The organism is Bacillus weihaiensis, assembly GCF_001889165.1.
Classification (GTDB): Bacteria; Bacillota; Bacilli; order Bacillales; family Bacillaceae; genus Metabacillus; species Metabacillus weihaiensis.
On record NZ_CP016020.1, the window covers coordinates 1,941,551 to 1,961,000 of the forward strand.

At 36.4% G+C, this 19,450-nt stretch carries 21 protein-coding genes; 19 read left to right on the forward strand and 2 right to left on the reverse strand.

The genetic code is table 11. The annotated features are described in order from the left end of the window. Positions 1-105 precede the first annotated feature (105 nt). The 11 genes from A9C19_RS09390 (at position 106) to A9C19_RS09440 (ending at position 10,079) form a co-directional block, all read left to right on the forward strand. Entirely contained in the window at positions 106-888 is a 783-nt protein-coding gene (locus A9C19_RS09390) for a sensor histidine kinase (RefSeq protein WP_072579707.1), read from the forward strand. Then, positions 863-1,579: a response regulator transcription factor gene (locus A9C19_RS09395; protein WP_072579708.1), complete on the forward strand. Its 717-nt coding sequence runs from the start codon at positions 863-865 to the stop codon at positions 1,577-1,579. Before A9C19_RS09390 ends, A9C19_RS09395 begins: the two co-directional genes overlap by 26 nt. 12 nt (positions 1,580-1,591) lie before the next feature. Next, positions 1,592-2,332 (forward strand): hypothetical protein, encoded by a 741-nt coding sequence (locus A9C19_RS09400; protein ID WP_072579709.1) that lies wholly within the window; start codon positions 1,592-1,594, stop codon positions 2,330-2,332. A gap of 373 nt (positions 2,333-2,705) precedes the next feature. Then, complete coding sequence (locus tag A9C19_RS09405; RefSeq protein ID WP_072579710.1) at positions 2,706-4,310, forward strand: ABC transporter substrate-binding protein; 1,605 nt, start codon at positions 2,706-2,708, stop codon at positions 4,308-4,310. A 79-nt stretch (positions 4,311-4,389) separates the two neighbouring features. Beyond that, positions 4,390-5,337 (forward strand): ABC transporter permease, encoded by a 948-nt coding sequence (locus tag A9C19_RS09410; RefSeq protein ID WP_072579711.1) that lies wholly within the window; start codon positions 4,390-4,392, stop codon positions 5,335-5,337. Between the two features lie 12 nt (positions 5,338-5,349). Continuing rightward, on the forward strand, positions 5,350-6,261 hold the full coding sequence (locus tag A9C19_RS09415) for an ABC transporter permease (protein ID WP_072579712.1): 912 nt from the start codon (positions 5,350-5,352) through the stop codon (positions 6,259-6,261). Positions 6,262-6,275: 14 nt separating this feature from the next. Next, on the forward strand, positions 6,276-7,169 hold the full coding sequence (locus tag A9C19_RS09420; RefSeq protein ID WP_072579713.1) for a DUF1028 domain-containing protein: 894 nt from the start codon (positions 6,276-6,278) through the stop codon (positions 7,167-7,169). A 5-nt stretch (positions 7,170-7,174) separates the two neighbouring features. After that, positions 7,175-8,161, forward strand: a complete 987-nt coding sequence (locus A9C19_RS09425; RefSeq protein WP_072581820.1) for an ABC transporter ATP-binding protein — start codon at positions 7,175-7,177, stop codon at positions 8,159-8,161. After that, the gene (locus A9C19_RS09430; protein ID WP_072579714.1) at positions 8,161-9,126 is read left to right on the forward strand and encodes an ABC transporter ATP-binding protein; all 966 of its coding nucleotides are present in this window, start codon (positions 8,161-8,163) and stop codon (positions 9,124-9,126) included. Before A9C19_RS09425 ends, A9C19_RS09430 begins: the two co-directional genes overlap by 1 nt. Positions 9,127-9,418: 292 nt before the next feature. Continuing rightward, a complete protein-coding gene (locus tag A9C19_RS09435; RefSeq protein WP_072579715.1) occupies positions 9,419-9,829 on the forward strand; it encodes a hypothetical protein in 411 nt (136 codons plus the stop codon). A gap of 19 nt (positions 9,830-9,848) precedes the next feature. Next, positions 9,849-10,079, forward strand: a complete 231-nt coding sequence (locus tag A9C19_RS09440) for a hypothetical protein (protein ID WP_072579716.1) — start codon at positions 9,849-9,851, stop codon at positions 10,077-10,079. A 131-nt stretch (positions 10,080-10,210) separates the two neighbouring features. Here the strand turns inward: A9C19_RS09440 and A9C19_RS09445 are convergent, their stop codons facing one another. Next, positions 10,211-10,687, reverse strand: a complete 477-nt coding sequence (locus A9C19_RS09445; RefSeq protein WP_072579717.1) for a staygreen family protein — start codon at positions 10,685-10,687, stop codon at positions 10,211-10,213. 351 nt (positions 10,688-11,038) lie between these two features. On the opposite strand from A9C19_RS09445, the gene A9C19_RS09450 reads away from it, so the two are divergent. From A9C19_RS09450 to A9C19_RS09475, 6 genes are all read left to right on the forward strand, one after another. Next, positions 11,039-11,833 carry a fumarylacetoacetate hydrolase family protein gene (locus tag A9C19_RS09450; RefSeq protein WP_072579718.1) on the forward strand — a complete coding sequence of 265 codons (795 nt, stop codon included), beginning with the start codon at positions 11,039-11,041 and terminating at the stop codon, positions 11,831-11,833. Positions 11,834-12,119: 286 nt separating this feature from the next. Further along, positions 12,120-13,022, forward strand: a complete 903-nt coding sequence (locus A9C19_RS09455) for an AEC family transporter (RefSeq protein ID WP_072579719.1) — start codon at positions 12,120-12,122, stop codon at positions 13,020-13,022. A 561-nt stretch (positions 13,023-13,583) separates the two neighbouring features. Further along, positions 13,584-14,441, forward strand: a complete 858-nt coding sequence (locus A9C19_RS09460) for a DnaD domain protein (protein ID WP_233499259.1) — start codon at positions 13,584-13,586, stop codon at positions 14,439-14,441. Continuing rightward, the gene (locus A9C19_RS09465) at positions 14,438-15,676 is read left to right on the forward strand and encodes a replicative DNA helicase (RefSeq protein ID WP_072579720.1); all 1,239 of its coding nucleotides are present in this window, start codon (positions 14,438-14,440) and stop codon (positions 15,674-15,676) included. The genes A9C19_RS09460 and A9C19_RS09465 overlap by 4 nt, the downstream gene beginning before the upstream one ends. Before the next feature lie 27 nt (positions 15,677-15,703). Beyond that, a complete protein-coding gene (locus tag A9C19_RS09470; RefSeq protein WP_072579721.1) occupies positions 15,704-16,156 on the forward strand; it encodes a hypothetical protein in 453 nt (150 codons plus the stop codon). A 77-nt stretch (positions 16,157-16,233) separates the two neighbouring features. Beyond that, positions 16,234-17,286 (forward strand): zinc-binding dehydrogenase, encoded by a 1,053-nt coding sequence (locus A9C19_RS09475; protein ID WP_072579722.1) that lies wholly within the window; start codon positions 16,234-16,236, stop codon positions 17,284-17,286. 235 nt (positions 17,287-17,521) lie between these two features. Here the strand turns inward: A9C19_RS09475 and A9C19_RS09480 are convergent, their stop codons facing one another. Next, positions 17,522-17,842 carry a DUF3784 domain-containing protein gene (locus A9C19_RS09480; RefSeq protein WP_083584335.1) on the reverse strand — a complete coding sequence of 107 codons (321 nt, stop codon included), beginning with the start codon at positions 17,840-17,842 and terminating at the stop codon, positions 17,522-17,524. Positions 17,843-18,519: 677 nt separating this feature from the next. Here A9C19_RS09480 and A9C19_RS09485 point away from each other — a divergent pair. Further along, positions 18,520-18,894, forward strand: coding sequence for a thiol-disulfide oxidoreductase DCC family protein (locus A9C19_RS09485; RefSeq protein WP_072579723.1), 375 nt, complete (start codon positions 18,520-18,522; stop codon positions 18,892-18,894). A gap of 67 nt (positions 18,895-18,961) precedes the next feature. Further along, positions 18,962-19,282, forward strand: a complete 321-nt coding sequence (locus A9C19_RS09490) for a DUF3784 domain-containing protein (protein WP_072579724.1) — start codon at positions 18,962-18,964, stop codon at positions 19,280-19,282. The last annotated feature ends 168 nt before the right edge of the window (positions 19,283-19,450 follow it).

Sequence of the window (19,450 nt, forward strand, 5' to 3'; positions counted from 1 at the left end):
TATTCTATCAAACTTGTTGATTTATTTTTTATATGTGCCAACGCTAGAAATACCTACAGGGGATATAGTATGATTATATAAAATTCTGAAAATTGGTGAAATGAGATGATTACCTATGAAAGCTTCTTTCTTATCATTCTTTTTAGCATTATTGGACCTGTTTTCGGGTTTCTTGCACTTATTTTTTATAATTTATATGAAAAGCAGGTAAGCTTGCTTCAGGTTGAGAACCGGCAGATCACCTTGGAAAAAGAGTTAGAAACTAGTCGTTATATGCAATTAAATCAACAAATACAACCACATTTTTTATTCAATTCTTTAAATTCCCTCTACAGTTTGCTGCGTTTAGAAAAGTATGACAAGCTCTCAAAGGCATTTGAGCATATGGTCTTGTTCTTACGTTCAAAATATCAGGAGAAAGACTCTTTATATCCTTTAGTGGAAGAGATCGATTATACAAAGCATTATCTTGAAATTCAACAGATTCGTTTTGGAGATAGACTTACTGTGAATTGGGAATTGGATCCAGGTAGTAAGAGGGCCCTTATCATTCCTTACCTTCTTCAAACATTAGTTGAAAATGCCTTTAAGCATGGTCTGGAAGAAATAGAGGGTGACTTAAACTTAACCATTTTAATTGAAAGAAAACATACCCAATCAGTCTTCCTTGAGGTGAAAGATAATGGACCAGGCTTTAAAAAGGGAGCAGTTCCTATTTCTGGAATTGGCTTAAGTAATATTCAGAAGAGACTCAACCTCCTTTTTGGAGAAGAAGGACAAATAGAGATTCATTATGATCAGTATGGTCATATTTCAGTACAATGGCCGTACATAGAGAAAATAGAAGAAGGGGCTGGAGAGAATGAGATGTTTGTTGTTAGACGATGAGCCTTTAGAAATCGAGCAAGTAGAATTATTAATACAACGTCATTTTCCTAATTGGCAAATAGAGAAGGCTTATAATGCAACACAAGCTATGAAAATCATTGAGAGCCTTGAGAAATATGGGGAAGTCCTGGAATTGGCACTAGTAGATATAAAAATTTCTGGTAAAAACGGGTTGGAAATTGCAGAAAGCATGAAAGAAAAAATGCCTCATCTTAATGTAGTCGTTATTTCCGCTTTTCAAGAATTTGAGTATGCAAGAAAATCCCTTTCCTTAAAAGCAATTGATTATTTAGTGAAACCAGTAATTGAGAGTGAATTTGTTAAAGTTCTCACTAGATTTGTTGAGGAAAATCCTGAGTATGGTATTTCATCTAGGGTGGTCCAAAAAGTAATGTCGATTGTCAAAGAACAATATCACCACCCATTAAAGCTTACAGAATTATCTAAAGAGCTCCACATTAACGCTAATTATTTAAGTCGAATGTTTAATGAAGAGGTCGGTATGCCTTTTTCTGATTATTTACTTCATTTTAGAATTGAACAAGCAAAAAGCCTGTTAAGGAAGCAACGTCATTGGAGTATTCAACGTGTAGCAGAGGAATGTGGATTTAATAGTCAGCATTATTTTAGTACATCCTTTAAGAAAATCATGAGTATAACCCCTTTAAAATATCGAAATTCAACTGGATAATAGGAGAATCTTATGGAACAACATAAGCCAATAAGTATCACATTTTTAATAGGCGGTGGGGCGTCGGTTAGTCTTATTTTTTTAACAGGTGAAATGGTTATAAGGTATGGAGCTTTAGTTGGTTTAAGTCTCGTTTCAGCATTTATTATTATTTGTGCAATTTTTATTCCTTTTATAAAAAAGCAAGAAGTAAGACATTCCTGGTTTAGAAAAATCATTCACTTTTTCTACTTTTTTGAAATATTGGTCATCCATCTATTTATTGCTTCTACGATTCTTGAATCTGTTTTTCATTTTCATATACTTATAGCTATCATCACTAGTCTTTCATTAACGCTATTTTTCGTTTTTTTATCAAGGTATTCATCTCATATTCCATCCATTTTCAAAATCATGAATGTTACGTTGCTATTTAGCTTAGCCATCTTCTTAACAAATTATATTTATCTACAGGAAGGTTTAGAAACGGTATATCATAATTTGCTTCACTATCACCCTGAGGTATTACATACTAATTATGAGAATCAGCATCTTGTTTATTGGGTAACAATAGGTGTCATCTTTACGAAATGTTATATTCAACTACCAATCTTTGAGCCGTTCTCTAAATCAATTGTTGGCAATGGAATAAGTCGTTTATTAGTAGGGGGAATTATTTATATAACTCTTATTTTATCTTTCTCCACGATGACAATAGTCGCAATTACACAAAATCTACCTTCCGACAATTTAAATGAGCTTCTAATTCTTTAAATCAAAGAAAAATCTGAATCATTTATTTTTCTACCGATTATGATTATTTTTTATTTCTTAACACTTATAACAAATGCAATTAAATATAACGAATATAAAGATGCTTACGGAAGGCCTAGGAAGTTAACGCTTTTATGGCTTGGCATTACGAATATGGTAGTCGTTTATTTATTATTTGACTATCAGATCAGCTTTCTTATGACATATCTTTATTCGTCACTATTCCTTTTCATTCTGATCCTTTTAAAAGCATGTATTTCGCTCATTTATAAAATTAGTAATAATAGTTAAAAAAGTCAGAAAAATATTGAAAAAATATCTTTCTGACTTTTTTTATAATGAAAGAGTACTACATTTAAAGGGGGTAAAGAGAATGAAAAACAAAAAAAACAGTATTCTCACTTTGCTATTAGCGTGTGTGTTCTTGGTAAGTGCATGCTCTTCACAGTCAACGAGTGAACAAAGTGAAGGTACTAATGAAAGTGGTAGGAACACGATCGTTGTTGGATTAGAGGCAGAGCCAACAACTCTCGATGCTCATCAAATGTCAGACTACAACTCTAGTAGAACTGCGATGGAAGTGTATGACCAGCTTGTCCAATTTAAAGACGAAAGTACAGAGCTTGAACCTGACCTAGCTGAAAAATGGGATGTATCAGATGATGGGTTGGAATATACGTTTTACTTAAAACAAGACGTAACATTTCATGATGGTACACCATTTAATGCGGATGCTGTTAAATTCAGCTTTGAAAGACAAATTGATCCAAATCATCCCTTCCATGATACTGGGCAATATGCTTATGCTGAGTTTACATTTGGTACAGTTGATCAAATTGAAGTGGTTGACGATTTCACAGTGAAAATTACGTTAAAAGAGGCATTTGCTCCATTTTTAAGTAACTTAGCTATGCATGCAGCTAGTATTGTAAGTCCAACAGCTGTTGAAGAATATGGGGCTGATTTCTCAATGAATCCTGTTGGTACTGGTCCCTTTAAGTTTGTCAGCTGGGATCCAGGTGTTGAAGTTGTTTTAGAGAAAAATCCAGATTATTTTAAAGGGGCTCCAGAAATAGATCAGTTAATTTTTAAGCCTATAACGGAGGCACAAACTCGTTTGGCAGAGCTCGAAGCAGGAAATATTGATCTGATTGTCAGCGTCCCTCCAGACGATCTTGAGCGACTTAAGAGTGACGAAAACCTACAAGTTGTTGAGCAGGCGGGAATGCATACTTGGTGGACTGCTTTTAATACTCAAAAAGAACCATTCAATAACGTAAAAGTCCGTCAAGCTGTTAGCTATGCGATTAATAAAGAAGCGATTGTAGATGGAATTCTTCAAGGAACAGGTGAATTAGCCAATACACCGTTACCACCAACAGTGTGGGGACATAATCCGAATGTGAAAAATTATGAGTACGATCCTGAGAAAGCAAAAGAACTTCTAGCAGAAGCTGGCTATGCTGATGGGTTTGAGGTGACATATTGGGTCCCAGAATCTGGTTCTGGTATGCAACAACCGCAAGCTATGGCTGCTGCTATACAAGCAGATCTTAAAGAAGTGGGTATTACTGTCGAAATTCAAACATTAGAATGGGGAGCTTACTTAGATAAAGTATTCCTACCACCTGATCAAAATGATATGGATATGCATCAAATGTCATGGATCGGTGATAATGGTGATCCAGATAATTTCTTATACATCCTTTTAAGTAGCGAACAATGGCCAACTGCAGGATTTAATGATTCCTACTACAAAAATGAAAAAGTAGATGAATTGTTGGCAAATGCACGTGTTACAAAGGATAAAGGTGAACGAACTGCAATGTATGAAGAAGCACAAGTTCTCATTATGGAAGATGCCCCAATGGTTGTGATGGATCATGAAAAACAAATCATTGTAGCGAACAACAGAGTAAAAGACTTTGCTCTCCATCCAACAGGCGTGTTCCGTTTTTCAGAAGTAAAAGTGGAGTAAAAGAACGTTAAAGAGGAGCATGTCTCCTCTTTAATTCGTAAATGATGAATATAGATGCGTTTTGAAAGAGGTGGGTAACATGGCTTCATATATCTTAAAAAGGTTGATTAGTTTAATTCCGGTTTTAATTGGGGTTACAATTTTAGTCTTCTCGATCATGCATTTATCACCAGGTGATCCTGCGAAAATTATGTTAGGTCCTAAAGCAACAGAAGAATCAATTAAAGCCCTGAATGCTCAATTAGGTCTTGACCAGCCTCTCTATGTTCAATACTTTTCCTGGATAGCAAATGTGCTAACTGGTGATTGGGGAAGGTCATTACAGATGAAGATGGAAGTATTACCACTTGTCATGGATCGCTTCCATGCAACATTAATATTGACATTATTCAGTGCCGTACTCGCAGCTGTCATAGGGATTGGTGTAGGTATTGTATCTGCCTACAGAAAGTACACTTGGATTGACAGAGGTCTAATGCTGTTTGTTTTGTTCGGGTTTTGTTTACCAGTATTCTGGCTTGGTCTTATCTTACAAATTATCTTTGGCCTCAAATTGAATATTCTCCCAATGTCCGGCATGTACTCTCCGGGGACGACAGGCTTTGTTGATCTTTTCATGCACATTATCTTACCATCATTAGCATTATCTGCAGGAGCAGGAGCGGTAATAGCTAGGATGACTCGTTCAAGTATGTTAGAGGTGTTTGAACAAGACTATATCCGTACAGCTAGGTCAAAAGGAATTACCGAGAGAAAAGTAGTCTATGTTCATGCTTTGAAAAATGCATTCATTCCGGTGTTAACCGTCCTCGGTATGCAAATTGGCTACTTACTAGCAGGAGCAGTATTAGTTGAAATGGTTTTTTCTTGGCCAGGAATCGGTACATTAATGATAAATGGAATCTTAGCAAGAGACTTTCCTTTAGTTCAGGGAATTATCCTATTTGTAGCATCAACATATGTTGTCATTAATTTAATAGTCGATATTTTATATGCGTTACTAGACCCAAGGATTTCTTATCGATAGGTGGTGTGAAAGATGGAACCAGTTGTGAAGCAAGAAAAACGTTCTCCTATACAAAAGGTAAAAGAGGAAAAGCCAAAGAAAATTCAGGGGCCTTGGCGGATTGCAATGAAGAAACTATCAAGAGATAAAGCTGCGGTAACAGGGTTAATGATATTAGCTATTATTGCAATCCTTCTACTTGCAGCCCCGATTCTCCCTATCCAAGATCCTGATGAGGTGAACTTAGGTAATCGTCTCCAACCGATAGGAACGGCAGGGAATATTTTAGGAACAGATGATTTAGGAAGGGATTTGTTAAGTAGATTAATTTGGGGAGGAAGAGTATCGGTCGCGATTGGATTTATTGCTGTTGCGATTGCCTTGTTCTTTGGAACAATACTAGGCTTACTTGCAGGTTATTTTCAACGCTTCTTTGATGGGGTTATTATGAGGTTCATGGATATCTTAATGGCATTTCCTTATGTTTTATTGGCCATTGCGATTATTGCAGCGTTAGGACCTGGTTTATTAAATACGATGATAGCCGTTAGTATCGTAGGAATTCCTTATTATGCGCGAATTGTTAGAGGGAGTGCTCTTATGTATCGAAACATGGAGTTTGTTTTAGCAGAACGTGCATTAGGAGCAGGACACGGTCATATTATTTTTCATCATATTTTGCCAAACTGCCTGCCACCATTAATTGTTGCAGCTAGCTTAGATATAGGGTGGATGATTCTTGCAGCTTCAGGTATGAGCTTTCTAGGATTAGGTGCGCAGCCACCAATGTCCGAATGGGGGGTTATGCTGAGTGAGGGGCAAAAATTTATCCGTGTTGCACCACATGTAAGCTTGCTCCCTGGATTTGCTATATTTCTAGTTGTTCTTTCACTTAATTTAGTAGGAGATGGATTACGTGATGCACTTGATCCAAAATCAAAATAAAAGGATGATGAGACATGAAAAAGAGTAAAACAATCCCACGTGATTTTGTTAATACATTTTCGATTGTAGGGTACGACCCGAACACTAAAGAACATGGAGTAGCCGTTGCTTCGAAGTTCCTTTCAGTTGGGTCACTCGTTCCTTATGCAAAAGCTGGTGTTGGCGCAGTTGCTACACAATCTTGGGTTAATGTGGATTATGGCATAAGAGGACTTCAATTGATGGAAAATGGCTTAAGCGCGGAAGAAGCATTACAAGAAGTAACAAAAGGTGATGAAAAGCTAAGCTCAAGACAGGTCGGATTTGTGGATGCAAATGGGAGAAGTGCAACATTTACAGGTGAAGAATGCTTTGAATGGGCAGGCGGGATTGCGGGAGAGAATTTTGCATGTCAGGGGAACATCTTAGTAGATGAGAAGACAGTTAAGGCAATGAGTGAAACATTTCAAACTTCTAAAGGAACACTTGCAACTAGACTGGTAAAAGCATTGCTTGCTGGGGAAGAAGCAGGTGGTGATAGCCGAGGGAAACAATCTGCAGCTTTATTAGTTGTTAAGGAAAATGGTGGGTATGGAGGATATACAGACCGTTATATTGATTTACGGGTGGATGATCACCAGGAGCCTGTCGAAGAACTTCAAAGACTATTACATTTACATCAGTTATATTTTGAAAGAACAGTACCTGATGATATAGCACCTATAGAAGGTGAGCTTAAGCAACAACTTGTAGATGATTTACGTAAATTAGCCTATTTAAAATCGGATAATGTAACAGACGAGGAGCTATTTGAGGCGGTATATTCCTTTCATCTTATTGAAAATTTTGATGAGCGAGTGCAAGAAAAGGGGTATATTGATCAAAAAGTCGTTGAGTTTATTCACAAATTCACTGTGCGAGAGGACTGATGAAAATGACAGCTCTCTTAGAAGTAAAGGATTTAGAAGTGAAATTTAAGAAAGACCATGAATTTGTGTCAACTATTAATGGCGTTAGTTTTCATATTATGCCAGGAGAAACAGTAGGAATTGTAGGGGAGTCTGGATGCGGAAAAAGCGTGACATCTCTTTCCGTTATGGGGCTTTTACCAAAGGAATACAGTCAATTAGGTGATAAAAGCACGATTGAATTTAATGGACAAAGAATAAATGGACTTCCTGAATTAGACTACCAACGAATCAGAGGAAATGAAATTGCGATGATTTTTCAGGATCCAATGTCTTCTTTAAATCCCGTGTTATCAATTGGTTATCAGCTAGTGGAAATGATTCGTAATCATACAAACTTACCAAAGAAATCAGCTAAAGCAAGGGCAGTAGAAATGCTTGAAAAAGTTGGAATACCTAGAGCCACGCAACTACTTAATGAGTATCCGCACCAGCTTTCCGGAGGAATGAGACAGCGTGTGATGATTGCGATGGCTCTATCGTGTAATCCGAAACTACTTATTGCAGATGAACCTACAACGGCTCTTGATGTAACAATCCAAGCGCAGATTCTTGACCTAATGAGAACTCTTCAGATTGAATTTAATACAGCTATTATGTTAATAACACATGACCTTGGTGTCGTAGCCGAAGTGTGTGACAGAGTCATTGTCATGTATGCTGGAAGAGTTGTCGAAGAAGCTCCTGTTGCTGATATTTTTACAAATCCAAAACACCCTTACACAAAAGGATTGTTAGAATCAATCCCAAGCTTATCAGATGAAAAAGAAAGATTACATGCCATTTCAGGCTCTGTCCCATTACCAGAAGAAATGCCTGCGGGTTGTCGATTTGCTCCAAGATGTGCTCATGCAACAGAGCCTTGTTATCAGTTCATTCCACCAAGAGTGAAAATGTCTGACAGTCAATATACTAGTTGTTGGCTTTATAGTGAGGACGGTGGCGTAGGGTAATGGAGGAATTATTAACAGTTAAAAACCTTAAAAAATACTTTCCTATCAAAAAAGGAATTTTAAATAGAGAAGGCGGCAGTGTAAAAGCTGTTGATGATGTATCGTTCTCATTATTCGAGGGGGAAACATTGGGTCTTGTAGGCGAAAGTGGTTGTGGAAAGTCTACGTTAGGTAGAACGATTCTCCAATTATTTAAACCTACCGAGGGAGAGGTCTTATTTAAAGGGAACAACATATCTAACATGTCATTTAAAGATCTTAGACCTCACAGAAAAGACATGCAAATGATTTTTCAAGATCCATATTCTTCTTTAAATTCACGCAAAACGATTAAAAGTATCTTAATGGAGCCGTACAAAATCCATTCTTTATATACTAATAAAGAGCGTGAAGAAAAGGCAGAAGGAATGCTTGAGAAGGTTGGCTTAAACCGATTGTTTGCCAATCGATACCCACATGAATTTAGCGGAGGGCAACGACAGCGTATCGGGATTGCTAGAGCCTTAATGCTTGAACCCGACCTTATTATTGCTGATGAACCTGTTTCAGCATTAGATGTTTCTGTTCAAGCACAAGTGTTAAATTTAATGCGTGATCTTCAAGAAGAATTTAACTTAACCTACTTGTTTATTGCACATGATTTAAGTGTAGTAAAGCACTTTAGTACAAGAGTTGGCGTTATGTATCTTGGAAGAATGGTGGAGTTATCTGACAAAGATAACTTATATAAAGAACCTTTACATCCTTATACACAGGCTTTGCTATCAGCCGTACCCATTCCTAAAATAGGAGGAGCAAGAGAGAGAATTATTTTAAAGGGGGATGTTCCTAGTCCCGATAATCCGCCTACTGGATGTGCCTTTCATACAAGGTGTGCACAGTGTATGAAAATATGTAAGGAAGAACGACCTCAACTGAAAGAGGTAGCAGAAGGACGCTTTGTGGCTTGCCACCTTTACGAATAAACACAAGTTCATCATAATCATTGCGAGGCTGGGTCAAAACAAAGAGCCAGGCACCCTCCGATACAAACTATTGTGTGCACTAGATAAATCAGTGCGTACATATAGTCGTTACGATAAGGTGCCAGGCACTTCTGTCCCAGCCTCTTTTTATACATATTTTCTTAAACACTTGTGTTCTTAGAATCTTTTAGCTTAAAAAATAGGTATTCACACAATTTTCCACGTACAAGTTTATAGACAGATGTCCATGGAATAGGATGTTAAGGAAAAAAGGAAGGAGGGATCGTTCACTTTGAATATAGAGGAGCATTTAGGAGATTTCCGGATTCCAACTAATCAAAATCCATTCATTTCAATTGAACAAAAATCTATAGTTCCTACTCAGCAAGTGCAAAAGCGCTTCACTAGTTCATCTCAACCATCGACCCAGACACAAATACAGCCAGGTGCCCCAACAACACCTCCACCAGCGACTATCCCAACACAAATGCAGCAAATGCAAGCAGTGGATCCTGGATCTATCTCAAGATGTTTGTATAAATTTACGTATATTTGGTTAAGAGGTTCCAGGCAGATTTGGTTTTATCCCATTTTCGTAGGTATTGGTCAACAGTCAGTTTCGGGTTTTAGATGGGATGGTAACTCTTGGATTTATTCATTATTAAGTTTACGGCAGATTCAATCATTCACTTGTAATCTTTAAAAAAAGGAGTAGATGTTCAATGTATTCGTTTGAGAATCATACTGATGAGCGATTTGGCTATGGAGGTTTTGGTCGACCTGGATTTGGCTTCGGTAGACCGTTTAGACCTTATGGATTTGGTCGACCTTTTGGATTTTTTGGCTTTCCTTTCTTAACAGGATTTGCAGCAGGAGCATTACTAACACCAAGGCCATATCCATATCCACCGTATGTATACAGACCTTATCCGTATTATTATCCATATTACTAAGTGGAAGACTAGAGGGGCAGGTACACTACACTGTTCCTCAATTACATATAAGGGTTTGTCAGTTGTATAGGTGTCTAGTGAAAGCGAATAGGCCTTCGAGAATAAGGCAATTAAAAGTATCTCATCTATACCTATTTGTGATACGCTCTTCTTACTAAATACATTCTTGGAGTGTTAAAGGAATAGATTTTCCTAAACTCCGGAAATTGTGACTCGAAGTAAAGATAGATAGGTGCGTCGAGTAAGAAGGGATAATGCAAATAAAAAGGAAGATCTCCATTTACGATTCCTTTTAACGCTGTGTCCATTTCTCTAAGAAAAATGGTATGGCGAACTCGAGCTTGTTCCTTAGAATACTCACCACCATCTACATAGGCTTTTCCAGCTAAGAACCAGTGAGAGTCATTAGTCAGTGACCATTGGGCAATTACTTCATCTCTCATTTTAGAATTTATTTTCAACTCATTATACACATAGCGAATATCTAAAAATAAATCACCCGTCTCGTCCGAATGGGTAAGAGTGTACTTTCTACCTTCAACAGGAAACGAGGAGGAAGCAGGTGGAATGATTGTAACGGTTAGCTTATTTGGGTCAAAGGATGACATAAGTTTCACTCCTTACTAAGTAAATGATGAATTGGATTATTCCTTTATACATACGCTAAACTGTCTAAAAATGTGAAAAGGGAAGCGACTCTTTCACCATTTCCTAGCCCCTGCTATAATCCAAGACTGGTGGGTCATTTTGTGAAAAAGTAATATAGATTGAGTATTTTTTTGGAATCTTAATAAAAATGGGCCTTATGACATTTACACAAATTTCTTCCCGTTTGGTCGAAGCCTTGATATGATTACTTGTGGGATTATTCATTCCATTATTGTAGAAACATTTTTGTCACGTAAAGAGCAAAACTAAGCAGCTAAGTTTACTACGACATTAAAGGAGTACTTTATTAAATGAAAACCTTGCAAAAATCAAAAAAGATTGTCCGCTATACATACTTTGGCAACGAGTCCTATGGCCTTGTTGATGGAGAAGAAATTATTCAGATTTCAAGAGAATTTACAGATGTAATTAATGGAGTGAAAAGTGAAGAAGAGATAAGAATACCTTATCAAGATGTAACTGTTTTACCTCCAGTTAACCCGTCTAAAATAGTTAACTTTGGGTGGACCTATGCAGACCATGCAGTGGAAACAGGAGGTCAAGCAAATCTTGTAGAGCCGTTCTTATTCTTAAAACCAGCTTCTTCCCTGATAGCAGATCACGGTGAGATTCTTTTACCACCTACTCATTTAACAAATCAAGTAGAGTTAGAGGGGGAAGTTGCTCTAGTTATAGGGAAACGCGGTAAAAATATTAAAGAAGAAGAAGCGTTAGATTATGTTTTCGGTTGCACGATCTTTAATGACGTCACAGCAAGAGACTTAACAAAATCAGACCCTCAATTTACAAGAGGAAAGGGTTTCGATACATTCGGCCCATTAGGACCACATATTGTAACGGGAATAGATCCTACGAATTTGCAAATTAAAACAACACTTAATGGAGTCGTTGTACAAGAGGGGAACACAAATCAAATGTCTCTTTCTATTCCATATTTAATCAGCTGGATTTCTCAAGTTATGACATTAGAGCCAGGTGATGTTCTTGCAACAGGATCACCTGCAGGAAGCTGTCCTATGAGTTCTGGAGATACGGTCGTCGTTGAAGTCGAGCATATCGGAAAATTAAGCAATTACGTGAAATAAAGTGTTGTTTTAATCATCTGGCTAGGTTGAGTAAGAGAATTGGAGAGCAGCCTTTTCTATCCTGCGTATTACGTGTAAGGGTGAACGGAATGCTAAAAATCGATGAAGTTTATTAAAAAAGCTTAGTATAAAAAGCATTGGGACGACTCTCAATGCTTTTTAACTATCCCTCTAAGAGTGGTAGAATAAAAGATACAAGTAAATAGAAGGTTTAAAAAAACCATACATGGACAATGACGATTCCTTTTATGAACTGTCATAAACTAGAGAAAATGGAGCTTCTAACATGCACTTTATTCTTATTGTTTTACCTGCATTTATTATTTTTGCTGTTGGATATATCGGTCAGAAGAAAATTGGTTTTGATCGGAAGTCACTCTCTCAAGCAGCCTTGTATTTAATGACACCTTTTCTTGCTTTTCGGACGTTTTACACAAATGAGCTTACAATGGACTATGTGTATATTCTGAGTTTTTGTACACTCCTTTGTTTCTTGTTAATTTTCGTCGTGATAGTATATACAAAGGTCGCTCGGATAAGCTATTCAAAGCGAGCGGCCTATATTCTGTCAGGAGTATTTATGAATAGCGGGAACTATGGCGTTCCTATTATTTTGTTTGCTTTTGGAGGAATTGGATTTAATTATGCTGTCATTATGATGGTGATTCAGTCTTTTTTAATGAATACAATTGGCCTCTATTATGCTGGAAGGGGAAGCTCTGCAACATTCAGCGTAAAAGAATCAATGGTAACCATTTTTAAAATGCCGATTATATACGGGGCATTCGCAGGATTATTAGGACAATTAGTCCCTCTACCTATTCCTGAATTTTTCATGCAAGCTACGGATTTAATTGCTAATGCAACCATTCCAACCGTAATGCTTGTGTTAGGGATGCAGCTAGCATCTATTAAAAGAAGTAATGTGAAGGTCAAAGATATCGGCTTTATTCTACTAATGCGTACATTCCTATCACCACTTATCGCGATTCTTATTATACACCTATTATCTCTTGAAGGTATGCTAGCAAATGTGTTAATAATCCTATCAGCGATGCCTACAGCTGCCAATACAACAATGTATGCCATGCAATTTGACACAGAACCAGATCTCGTTTCCTACAGTACGCTTGTCACAACCATTTTGAGCATCATAACAGTCCCAATCATGTTAATGATTTTTTCATAAGAATTGAACCTAAGTGAAAGGGATAGTTGATTTATTAGTAAGATTGGTGATTATATGATTCACATCTTTCTGCGTTTCATTGACAACCTTTTTAGAAAATAGAGGGAGGCTGGGACAGAAGTGCCTGGCACCTTATCGTAACGACTATATGTACGCACTGATTTATCTAGTGCACAGAATAGATTGTATCGGAGGGTGCCTGGCTCTTTGTTTTGTCCCAGCCTCTTTTTTTATATCTATAGATCTATTATTTTAAAAAATTACGAGTCGTCCACGTCACGTACCCAATAAGAATAAGAATAAAAATAAAAATAAAAAAACAACGTCGTGTCTGAAGTGTAGTTCATTAATTAGTCCGTCTTTTCAAAAATGACATGGTAACGATTTTGGAAACTATTTTTTTACCTTTTGATCATTCGAGGGGAAAGGGAATACCTGTAACAGAAACAACTAAGTTCATTAGAATTTTTAAAAAAAATTTTTTTTATATACGCTACTCTACCCATTCTTACGACCTATATTCATAATGAGACAACAACAATATGAAAAGGTCGTGAAAAAATGGATAAATATAGAATCGTTAAAACATTTAGTTTTTGGAGAAACCCAATTGTACTAGAAGAAATGACACCAGAGGATAAATACTTCTATCTCTTTCTTCTAACAAACACAAAAACGACGCAAATTGGAATCTATCAAATCACAAAAAATGAAATGGCATTAGAACTTGGTTATTCCATAGAAAGAATACAAACATTACTATCCCGTTTTGAAGAGCACTTTCAACTAGTCAAATACAATACCACTACAAGAGAGATTGCCATTAAAAACTGGGGTGTATTTAACCTAAATAAGGGTGGCAAACCTGTAATGGATTGTATCAGAGCTGAGCTACAGCTTGTTCAAGATGCTTCCCTAATCCCATATGTATCTAAACAAATAGCAAGTAAAGAGATTCGTAGCTTGTATGAAACATTTTACAACTGTGAAGAAGAAGAGAATCTTATACACAATGAAACTAAAGGTGAAGAAGAAATAAGAGTGGAAAATGATCCTGTATGTAATCATGATACGAAAGAAATCGTCCAATTTTGGGATAATAATGGCTTTGGTTTGTCTAATTTGTATGCAAAAGAGCGGCTCCTAGCCCTATTAGAAGAGAAAACCTTTCAGCAGCCAAAAGATGCAATTCTAAAAGCGCTATCCATTGCAAGTGCCAACAATAAACGAAAGCTCAATTATGTACTAGCTATATTGAAAAATTGGGAAAATAGCTCATTGGTTACAATTAATCAAATAAATGAGACGTTAGATAAACCAAACCGTACGACTAAAGAAAAAAAGCCAAATGATAGTCCAACTGGAAGAGCCATTCCACATGACTTTGTACTAGATCTATCAGCAGGTGAAACGAAATGAAAGTCGTAGAAAAAGCATTTATCGGAACATTAATGAAAGCAGATTTCCTTTTAAAGGATACGATATTAGTACCTGAGCACTTAGAAAGTACTGTACATCAACAATTAATGAAAAGAATGCTTGATTTGCAGCGAGATGGGAAAGGAATTGATCTGCTTTCATTAACAACGCTTCACGATCTAGAAGCCTTTGGGGGAATGTCTTACTTATCTGAGCTTCAATCCTATGCAGACCCAGAAAAGTTTGAAGAAATGGAAACATTGATTCTAGGAGGCTGGAAAGAACGCGAGAAGAAGAATATTCTTGCGTTAGCTGCTATAAATGATTGGGAGATAACGAAGGTCATTAGTGAATTGGATAAAATAAGTCAAATGAAATTACAAGACCATACTTCAATTGAGCAAGCACTTGCGACGATGTACGAAGCTCCTTGGGAGGAACAACCATTCTGTCAAACGGCGACGACAGGTATCCAAAAGCTTGATGACATAACGGGCGGATTTCAGGATGGGGAGGTCACTATTCTAGCTGGACGTCCATCCATGGGAAAAACGGATGTCATGCTGCACTTGGCTAAAGCATCTGGCTGGTCTGGTTATCTACCTCTCATTTACTCACTAGAAATGCCGGCAAAACTAATTACGAAAAGACTTATTGCTTCAACGGCTGGTATTAATCGTCTAAAACTAAGAGACCCAAAGAAATTGTTGAGTGAGAAGCAAAAAAATCAATGGTCAGATGCTATTGGAAAATTGAATAAAACGACCATGCAAATTTTCGATGATGCAGGACAAACTGTAGCGGAAATACGGGCTAAAACAAGAAAAATAATGAATCTATATCCGAATAAAAAACCAATTCTTTTTATTGATTATTTAACACTCATTCAACCGAAAGAAACTTATGTTGGTAATACTCATTTACAAGTTACCGAGATTTCAAAAGCATTAAAGGCATTAGCGAAGGATTTTCAATGTCCTGTTATTTGCTTGGCTCAGTTAAATCGTTCGGTGGAAACAAGAGCTGATAAGCGACCGATGATGTCAGATATTAGAGAATCCGGTAGTGTGGAGCAGGATGCGGATGTCATTCTTTTTCTTTACAGAGAAGCTTATTATGAGAAAGAAACAAAGAATCACACACTTGAAATCATTGTATCCAAAAATCGAAATGGCCCAATCGGTACGATCGCAGTTACGTATAACGAGTACACAGGGAGTATGGAGGAGCTTTAGGAATACAAAATTACGAGGTGTCTATTTATGGTAATAAAAGAACTGTACCTACGAGCAATCCAACAAGAAGAATCCACTTTGGCTCATTATCTTTTTCATTTACTTAAAGAAAAAAAGATACGATTGGAAGAACCCGTCTCAAGCTTAAATTTTGACCTTGCAAATCATGATGAAGTTGCAGATTTAATAGAACGAAATGTATTAGGCTTTCATAAAGTATGTATCTACTCTCTTAAAAGAAACAAACACCAATATGTTTTTATTTTTGCTAGAAGTGAGAAAAGTGCAATACAGCACTTTATAACTTCCTTCCATCAAGAACCAATGTCCTGTCATGAGCATTCGTTAAATCTAGAGTTAGTGAGAGGAAAAGGGGTTATCTCGTTTCGTGAAATGAAAAAGGAGTTCGACACGTTTCCTGCGATTGCTGGGTATTATCAAGCGGAACAAAGAGTTTATCGTCATAAGCAGTATTGTTGAATAGGGAGTATAATTAAGGAATAATGAAGGGTATACAATACATAAGCAATGACGTAATTTTAGGAGATGATAAAAGGATGAAAGCAGTACAAGTAACAGGCTATGGAGATGTGGACAAGCTAGAAACTGTACAAACGGCAATCCCAGAACCGAACGAACATGAAGTACTTGTGAAAGTCAAAGCATGTGCGATTAATAATACAGAAATCTGGATGAGAGAGGGTGCATATGGAACAGATGAAAAATCAGGGTGGCGCCCTGAAGGCGTTCAGTTTCCACGAACACCAGGTTCAGATATTACTGGAAAAATAGTGAAAATAGGGGAGAAAGTAGAGAATACATTTCTTGGGAAAGATGTTGTGCTTTTCCCATTCACCTCAAGTGGCGAATCTGGATCTGAACACATTGCTGACGATATGAGCTTTATTGGCTCTGAATATGATGGAGGCTATGCAGAATATGTAGTGTGGCCCGCAGCACTTTGCTATGATATGCCATTACCTGATTATATTGAGAGTTCTGTCTTTTCCGTTAGTGGATTAACTGCTTGGCATATGGTTGAACAAATTCAAGCCAAGCCTGGTGAGACAGTTATGGTTACTGGAGCAAATGGGGGTGTAGGTTCATTAAATGTACAAATAGCCTCTAAAGTTTTCGGAGCAAAGGTGATAGCAATTGTTGGTGATCTTAAGCTAGAAGATCAATTAAAGGAACTAGGAGCGACACATGTTCTTTCCTATAAATCAGAAAACCTAGTGAATGAGATTATCGAAGCAAATGATGGCCCAATTGACTCGGTTTTAGATGTCGTAGGAGATGCATTGTTTCAAACCGCACTTGAAGTATTAAAAAAGGGCGGTAAATTTTGTACATCCGGCTCTGCAGGAGGTCAAAAAACGGAGCTAGATTTCCGAAAGCTTTATCTTAAGCATCTTACATTTTACGGCTCTGTACTAGGAACTAGAGCTGAATTCTCGCGCATGCTTGAAGCGATATCAGAAGGGAAAATTAGGCCAGTCATTGATCGTACTTTTCCTCTTGATGAAGCAAGAGAAGCGCAGGTCTACTTTAAAAAGGCGGGGAAATTAGGGAAGGTTGTCCTGTTACCTGAAGGAAATTTAAGATTGTAAAATTGTGGAAGTTGAAGAATGCAGTAATAATGGAAAAAGACTGTTGAGTAAAGGGGAAGTATAGATGATTATTCTGTACTTCCCCTTTTATACATATGAAACTTTTTGAATAAGGACTTTGTTTGAGCATTTGTTCGGGTTCACAAACAAAATTGCTAGGTAAAGGAGAGATTCCAATTAGTTTGACTGAGAATAAAAGAGAAGAATCAGCTCCATTTAGTAAGTCAATCTCGTATTATTTCTTCTTAAATCGATTTTTCGTACTCCCATAAATGAGCGCAAACACAATGAATCCAATCAGAAGGAGTAGTCCGAACAGTAACAAAATCTGACGATCAACTATGTCACTTAATCCAAAGAGTAACAGGCTAAAGCTTATACCGTACATGATTTTACCCATAAATTTACACAATGCTTTCTCATCAAATTTTGCCTTCTCCTCATCCGATAATGTGTTATAGCCAGCAAGTAAAAAGGCACTTTTTCCTCTAGAAAAATAGAAGGCAAAGATGTGAAAAGGAATGGTGATAAGAATATGTATGACTGCGTTTATCATCTTCTATCCTCCTGGAATGGTCCTAGTATTATGTTGGAATTATCGACAAATTTCCTCCCAGTCATCCCAGGCTTCTAAGTATTCTTGGAAATCACTTGGATGGTGTTTTAAACATTTGGCTAATCTTAGATAAAGAACAATTAGTACTTCTTCGTATAATTTCTCTTGGCTTATTTGCTTGGTACATGTTAAAAGAGTGGCAGATTATCTGAACATGTCTCAACGGAAAAGACCGAAAGGCTTATGGAGATTGTCAATCACTATTGATTCTATTTCATGGATATAAAGGTGAAGCGTACCCCTTAAAGTAAAGAATTCAAACGTTGAACCTCCTGTGGTAACACGTATCTTCATCCAAAAAAATAGGGAGCGATAACTTCAAATCCTTATCTATTTACATAATTACATGTAAAATTTACAAAGTGGAAAGGATTAAAGGTATTTTCCCTGAATTAGAGGTGTGAATATTATGAGAATGGAAGTATATGAATTAAATTCAGTAGACGAAATTGAGTTAAAATTTGCTGTCTATCTTCTAATAGCCTACAATAATTTCCCATAAAATCATCCTAATAATGTAAAATATTCTTTAATGCTTCAACTGAATTTTTAGTGAAGTATACCTAATAACACGTGATTATTCTTTATATTAAACATAATTTTCGGAGGTGGATTTATTGAATAAACTTCTCGTTTTTTATGACAGTTGGTGCCCTTTATGTGTAGGTGTAAAGGAAAACATACAAAAATTTGACTGGTTTAAAAACGTATCATTTATTTCAATTAGAGATTCACTTGATATTGATATATCAGTTGAAAAATTATCGAAAGAAATGCACGCTATAAACAAGAATGGAAATGTTTTTGTTGGTATTGATGCTATAGCAGAAATTTCATTTAGAATCCCTATTTACTTTCCAATATGGCTACCTCTTAAAATTATAAGTAAGTTTAAATTTGGACTTAAAATTTATAAATATATAGCTAATAATAGAAAGATAGTACCAGTAAACCACTGTAATGATAAATGCTCAATAAACTCTTCAAATTGAAAAAAGAAGAATCTGTTATTACGTTTTTTCACTTATATTAGTAGGATAATTATGGAGGTAATATAATATGGGTCTTATTATCATGTCATGCGTAATCGTTCTTTTTATAGTTATGGGTATAATATTTTCCAATGGTAAAGGGGCATTTTTAATAGCTGGTTATAACACAATGTCTAAGGAAGAAAAAGAAAAATATGATTCAGTGGCTTTATGTAAATTTATGGGTAAGTTAATGTTCGCATTATCTTTTGCAATGGTCTTTTGGTTACTAGCAATAATATACAGCACAAATATTTTATTTGTTGTAGGATTTATCTTATTTTTTATATTTCTTGTATTTGGCTTAATTTATATTGGTTCATCAGGAAAATTTCAAAGTAAAAAATAAGTATATATTTTTCATAATAAAAACCTTTCAGAGGTAAATAGAGGAGGACGACCATAGAATGTATCAGAAGGAGTGTTTAAATCACTTCTTCTATGGCATAAAACTATACCTATATGTTGGATAATACCTTCAAAGGTTCTCCCTGTGACTTAATAACACTTTAATTAG

What these genes read in the sequence shown, in the direction of transcription:
- A9C19_RS09390 (WP_072579707.1), top strand. Translation starts at nt 106, where the DNA reads ATGATTACCTATGAAAGCTTCTTTCTTATCATTCTTTTTAGCATTATT.
- A9C19_RS09395 (WP_072579708.1), top strand. Translation starts at nt 863, where the DNA reads ATGAGATGTTTGTTGTTAGACGATGAGCCTTTAGAAATCGAGCAAGTA.
- A9C19_RS09400 (WP_072579709.1), top strand. Translation starts at nt 1,592, where the DNA reads ATGGAACAACATAAGCCAATAAGTATCACATTTTTAATAGGCGGTGGG.
- A9C19_RS09405 (WP_072579710.1), top strand. Translation starts at nt 2,706, where the DNA reads ATGAAAAACAAAAAAAACAGTATTCTCACTTTGCTATTAGCGTGTGTG.
- A9C19_RS09410 (WP_072579711.1), top strand. Translation starts at nt 4,390, where the DNA reads ATGGCTTCATATATCTTAAAAAGGTTGATTAGTTTAATTCCGGTTTTA.
- A9C19_RS09415 (WP_072579712.1), top strand. Translation starts at nt 5,350, where the DNA reads ATGGAACCAGTTGTGAAGCAAGAAAAACGTTCTCCTATACAAAAGGTA.
- A9C19_RS09420 (WP_072579713.1), top strand. Translation starts at nt 6,276, where the DNA reads ATGAAAAAGAGTAAAACAATCCCACGTGATTTTGTTAATACATTTTCG.
- A9C19_RS09425 (WP_072581820.1), top strand. Translation starts at nt 7,175, where the DNA reads ATGACAGCTCTCTTAGAAGTAAAGGATTTAGAAGTGAAATTTAAGAAA.
- A9C19_RS09430 (WP_072579714.1), top strand. Translation starts at nt 8,161, where the DNA reads ATGGAGGAATTATTAACAGTTAAAAACCTTAAAAAATACTTTCCTATC.
- A9C19_RS09440 (WP_072579716.1), top strand. Translation starts at nt 9,849, where the DNA reads ATGTATTCGTTTGAGAATCATACTGATGAGCGATTTGGCTATGGAGGT.
- A9C19_RS09445 (WP_072579717.1), bottom strand. Translation starts at nt 10,687, where the DNA reads ATGTCATCCTTTGACCCAAATAAGCTAACCGTTACAATCATTCCACCT.
- A9C19_RS09450 (WP_072579718.1), top strand. Translation starts at nt 11,039, where the DNA reads ATGAAAACCTTGCAAAAATCAAAAAAGATTGTCCGCTATACATACTTT.
- A9C19_RS09455 (WP_072579719.1), top strand. Translation starts at nt 12,120, where the DNA reads ATGCACTTTATTCTTATTGTTTTACCTGCATTTATTATTTTTGCTGTT.
- A9C19_RS09460 (WP_233499259.1), top strand. Translation starts at nt 13,584, where the DNA reads ATGGATAAATATAGAATCGTTAAAACATTTAGTTTTTGGAGAAACCCA.
- A9C19_RS09465 (WP_072579720.1), top strand. Translation starts at nt 14,438, where the DNA reads ATGAAAGTCGTAGAAAAAGCATTTATCGGAACATTAATGAAAGCAGAT.
- A9C19_RS09470 (WP_072579721.1), top strand. Translation starts at nt 15,704, where the DNA reads ATGGTAATAAAAGAACTGTACCTACGAGCAATCCAACAAGAAGAATCC.
- A9C19_RS09475 (WP_072579722.1), top strand. Translation starts at nt 16,234, where the DNA reads ATGAAAGCAGTACAAGTAACAGGCTATGGAGATGTGGACAAGCTAGAA.
- A9C19_RS09480 (WP_083584335.1), bottom strand. Translation starts at nt 17,842, where the DNA reads ATGATAAACGCAGTCATACATATTCTTATCACCATTCCTTTTCACATC.
- A9C19_RS09490 (WP_072579724.1), top strand. Translation starts at nt 18,962, where the DNA reads ATGGGTCTTATTATCATGTCATGCGTAATCGTTCTTTTTATAGTTATG.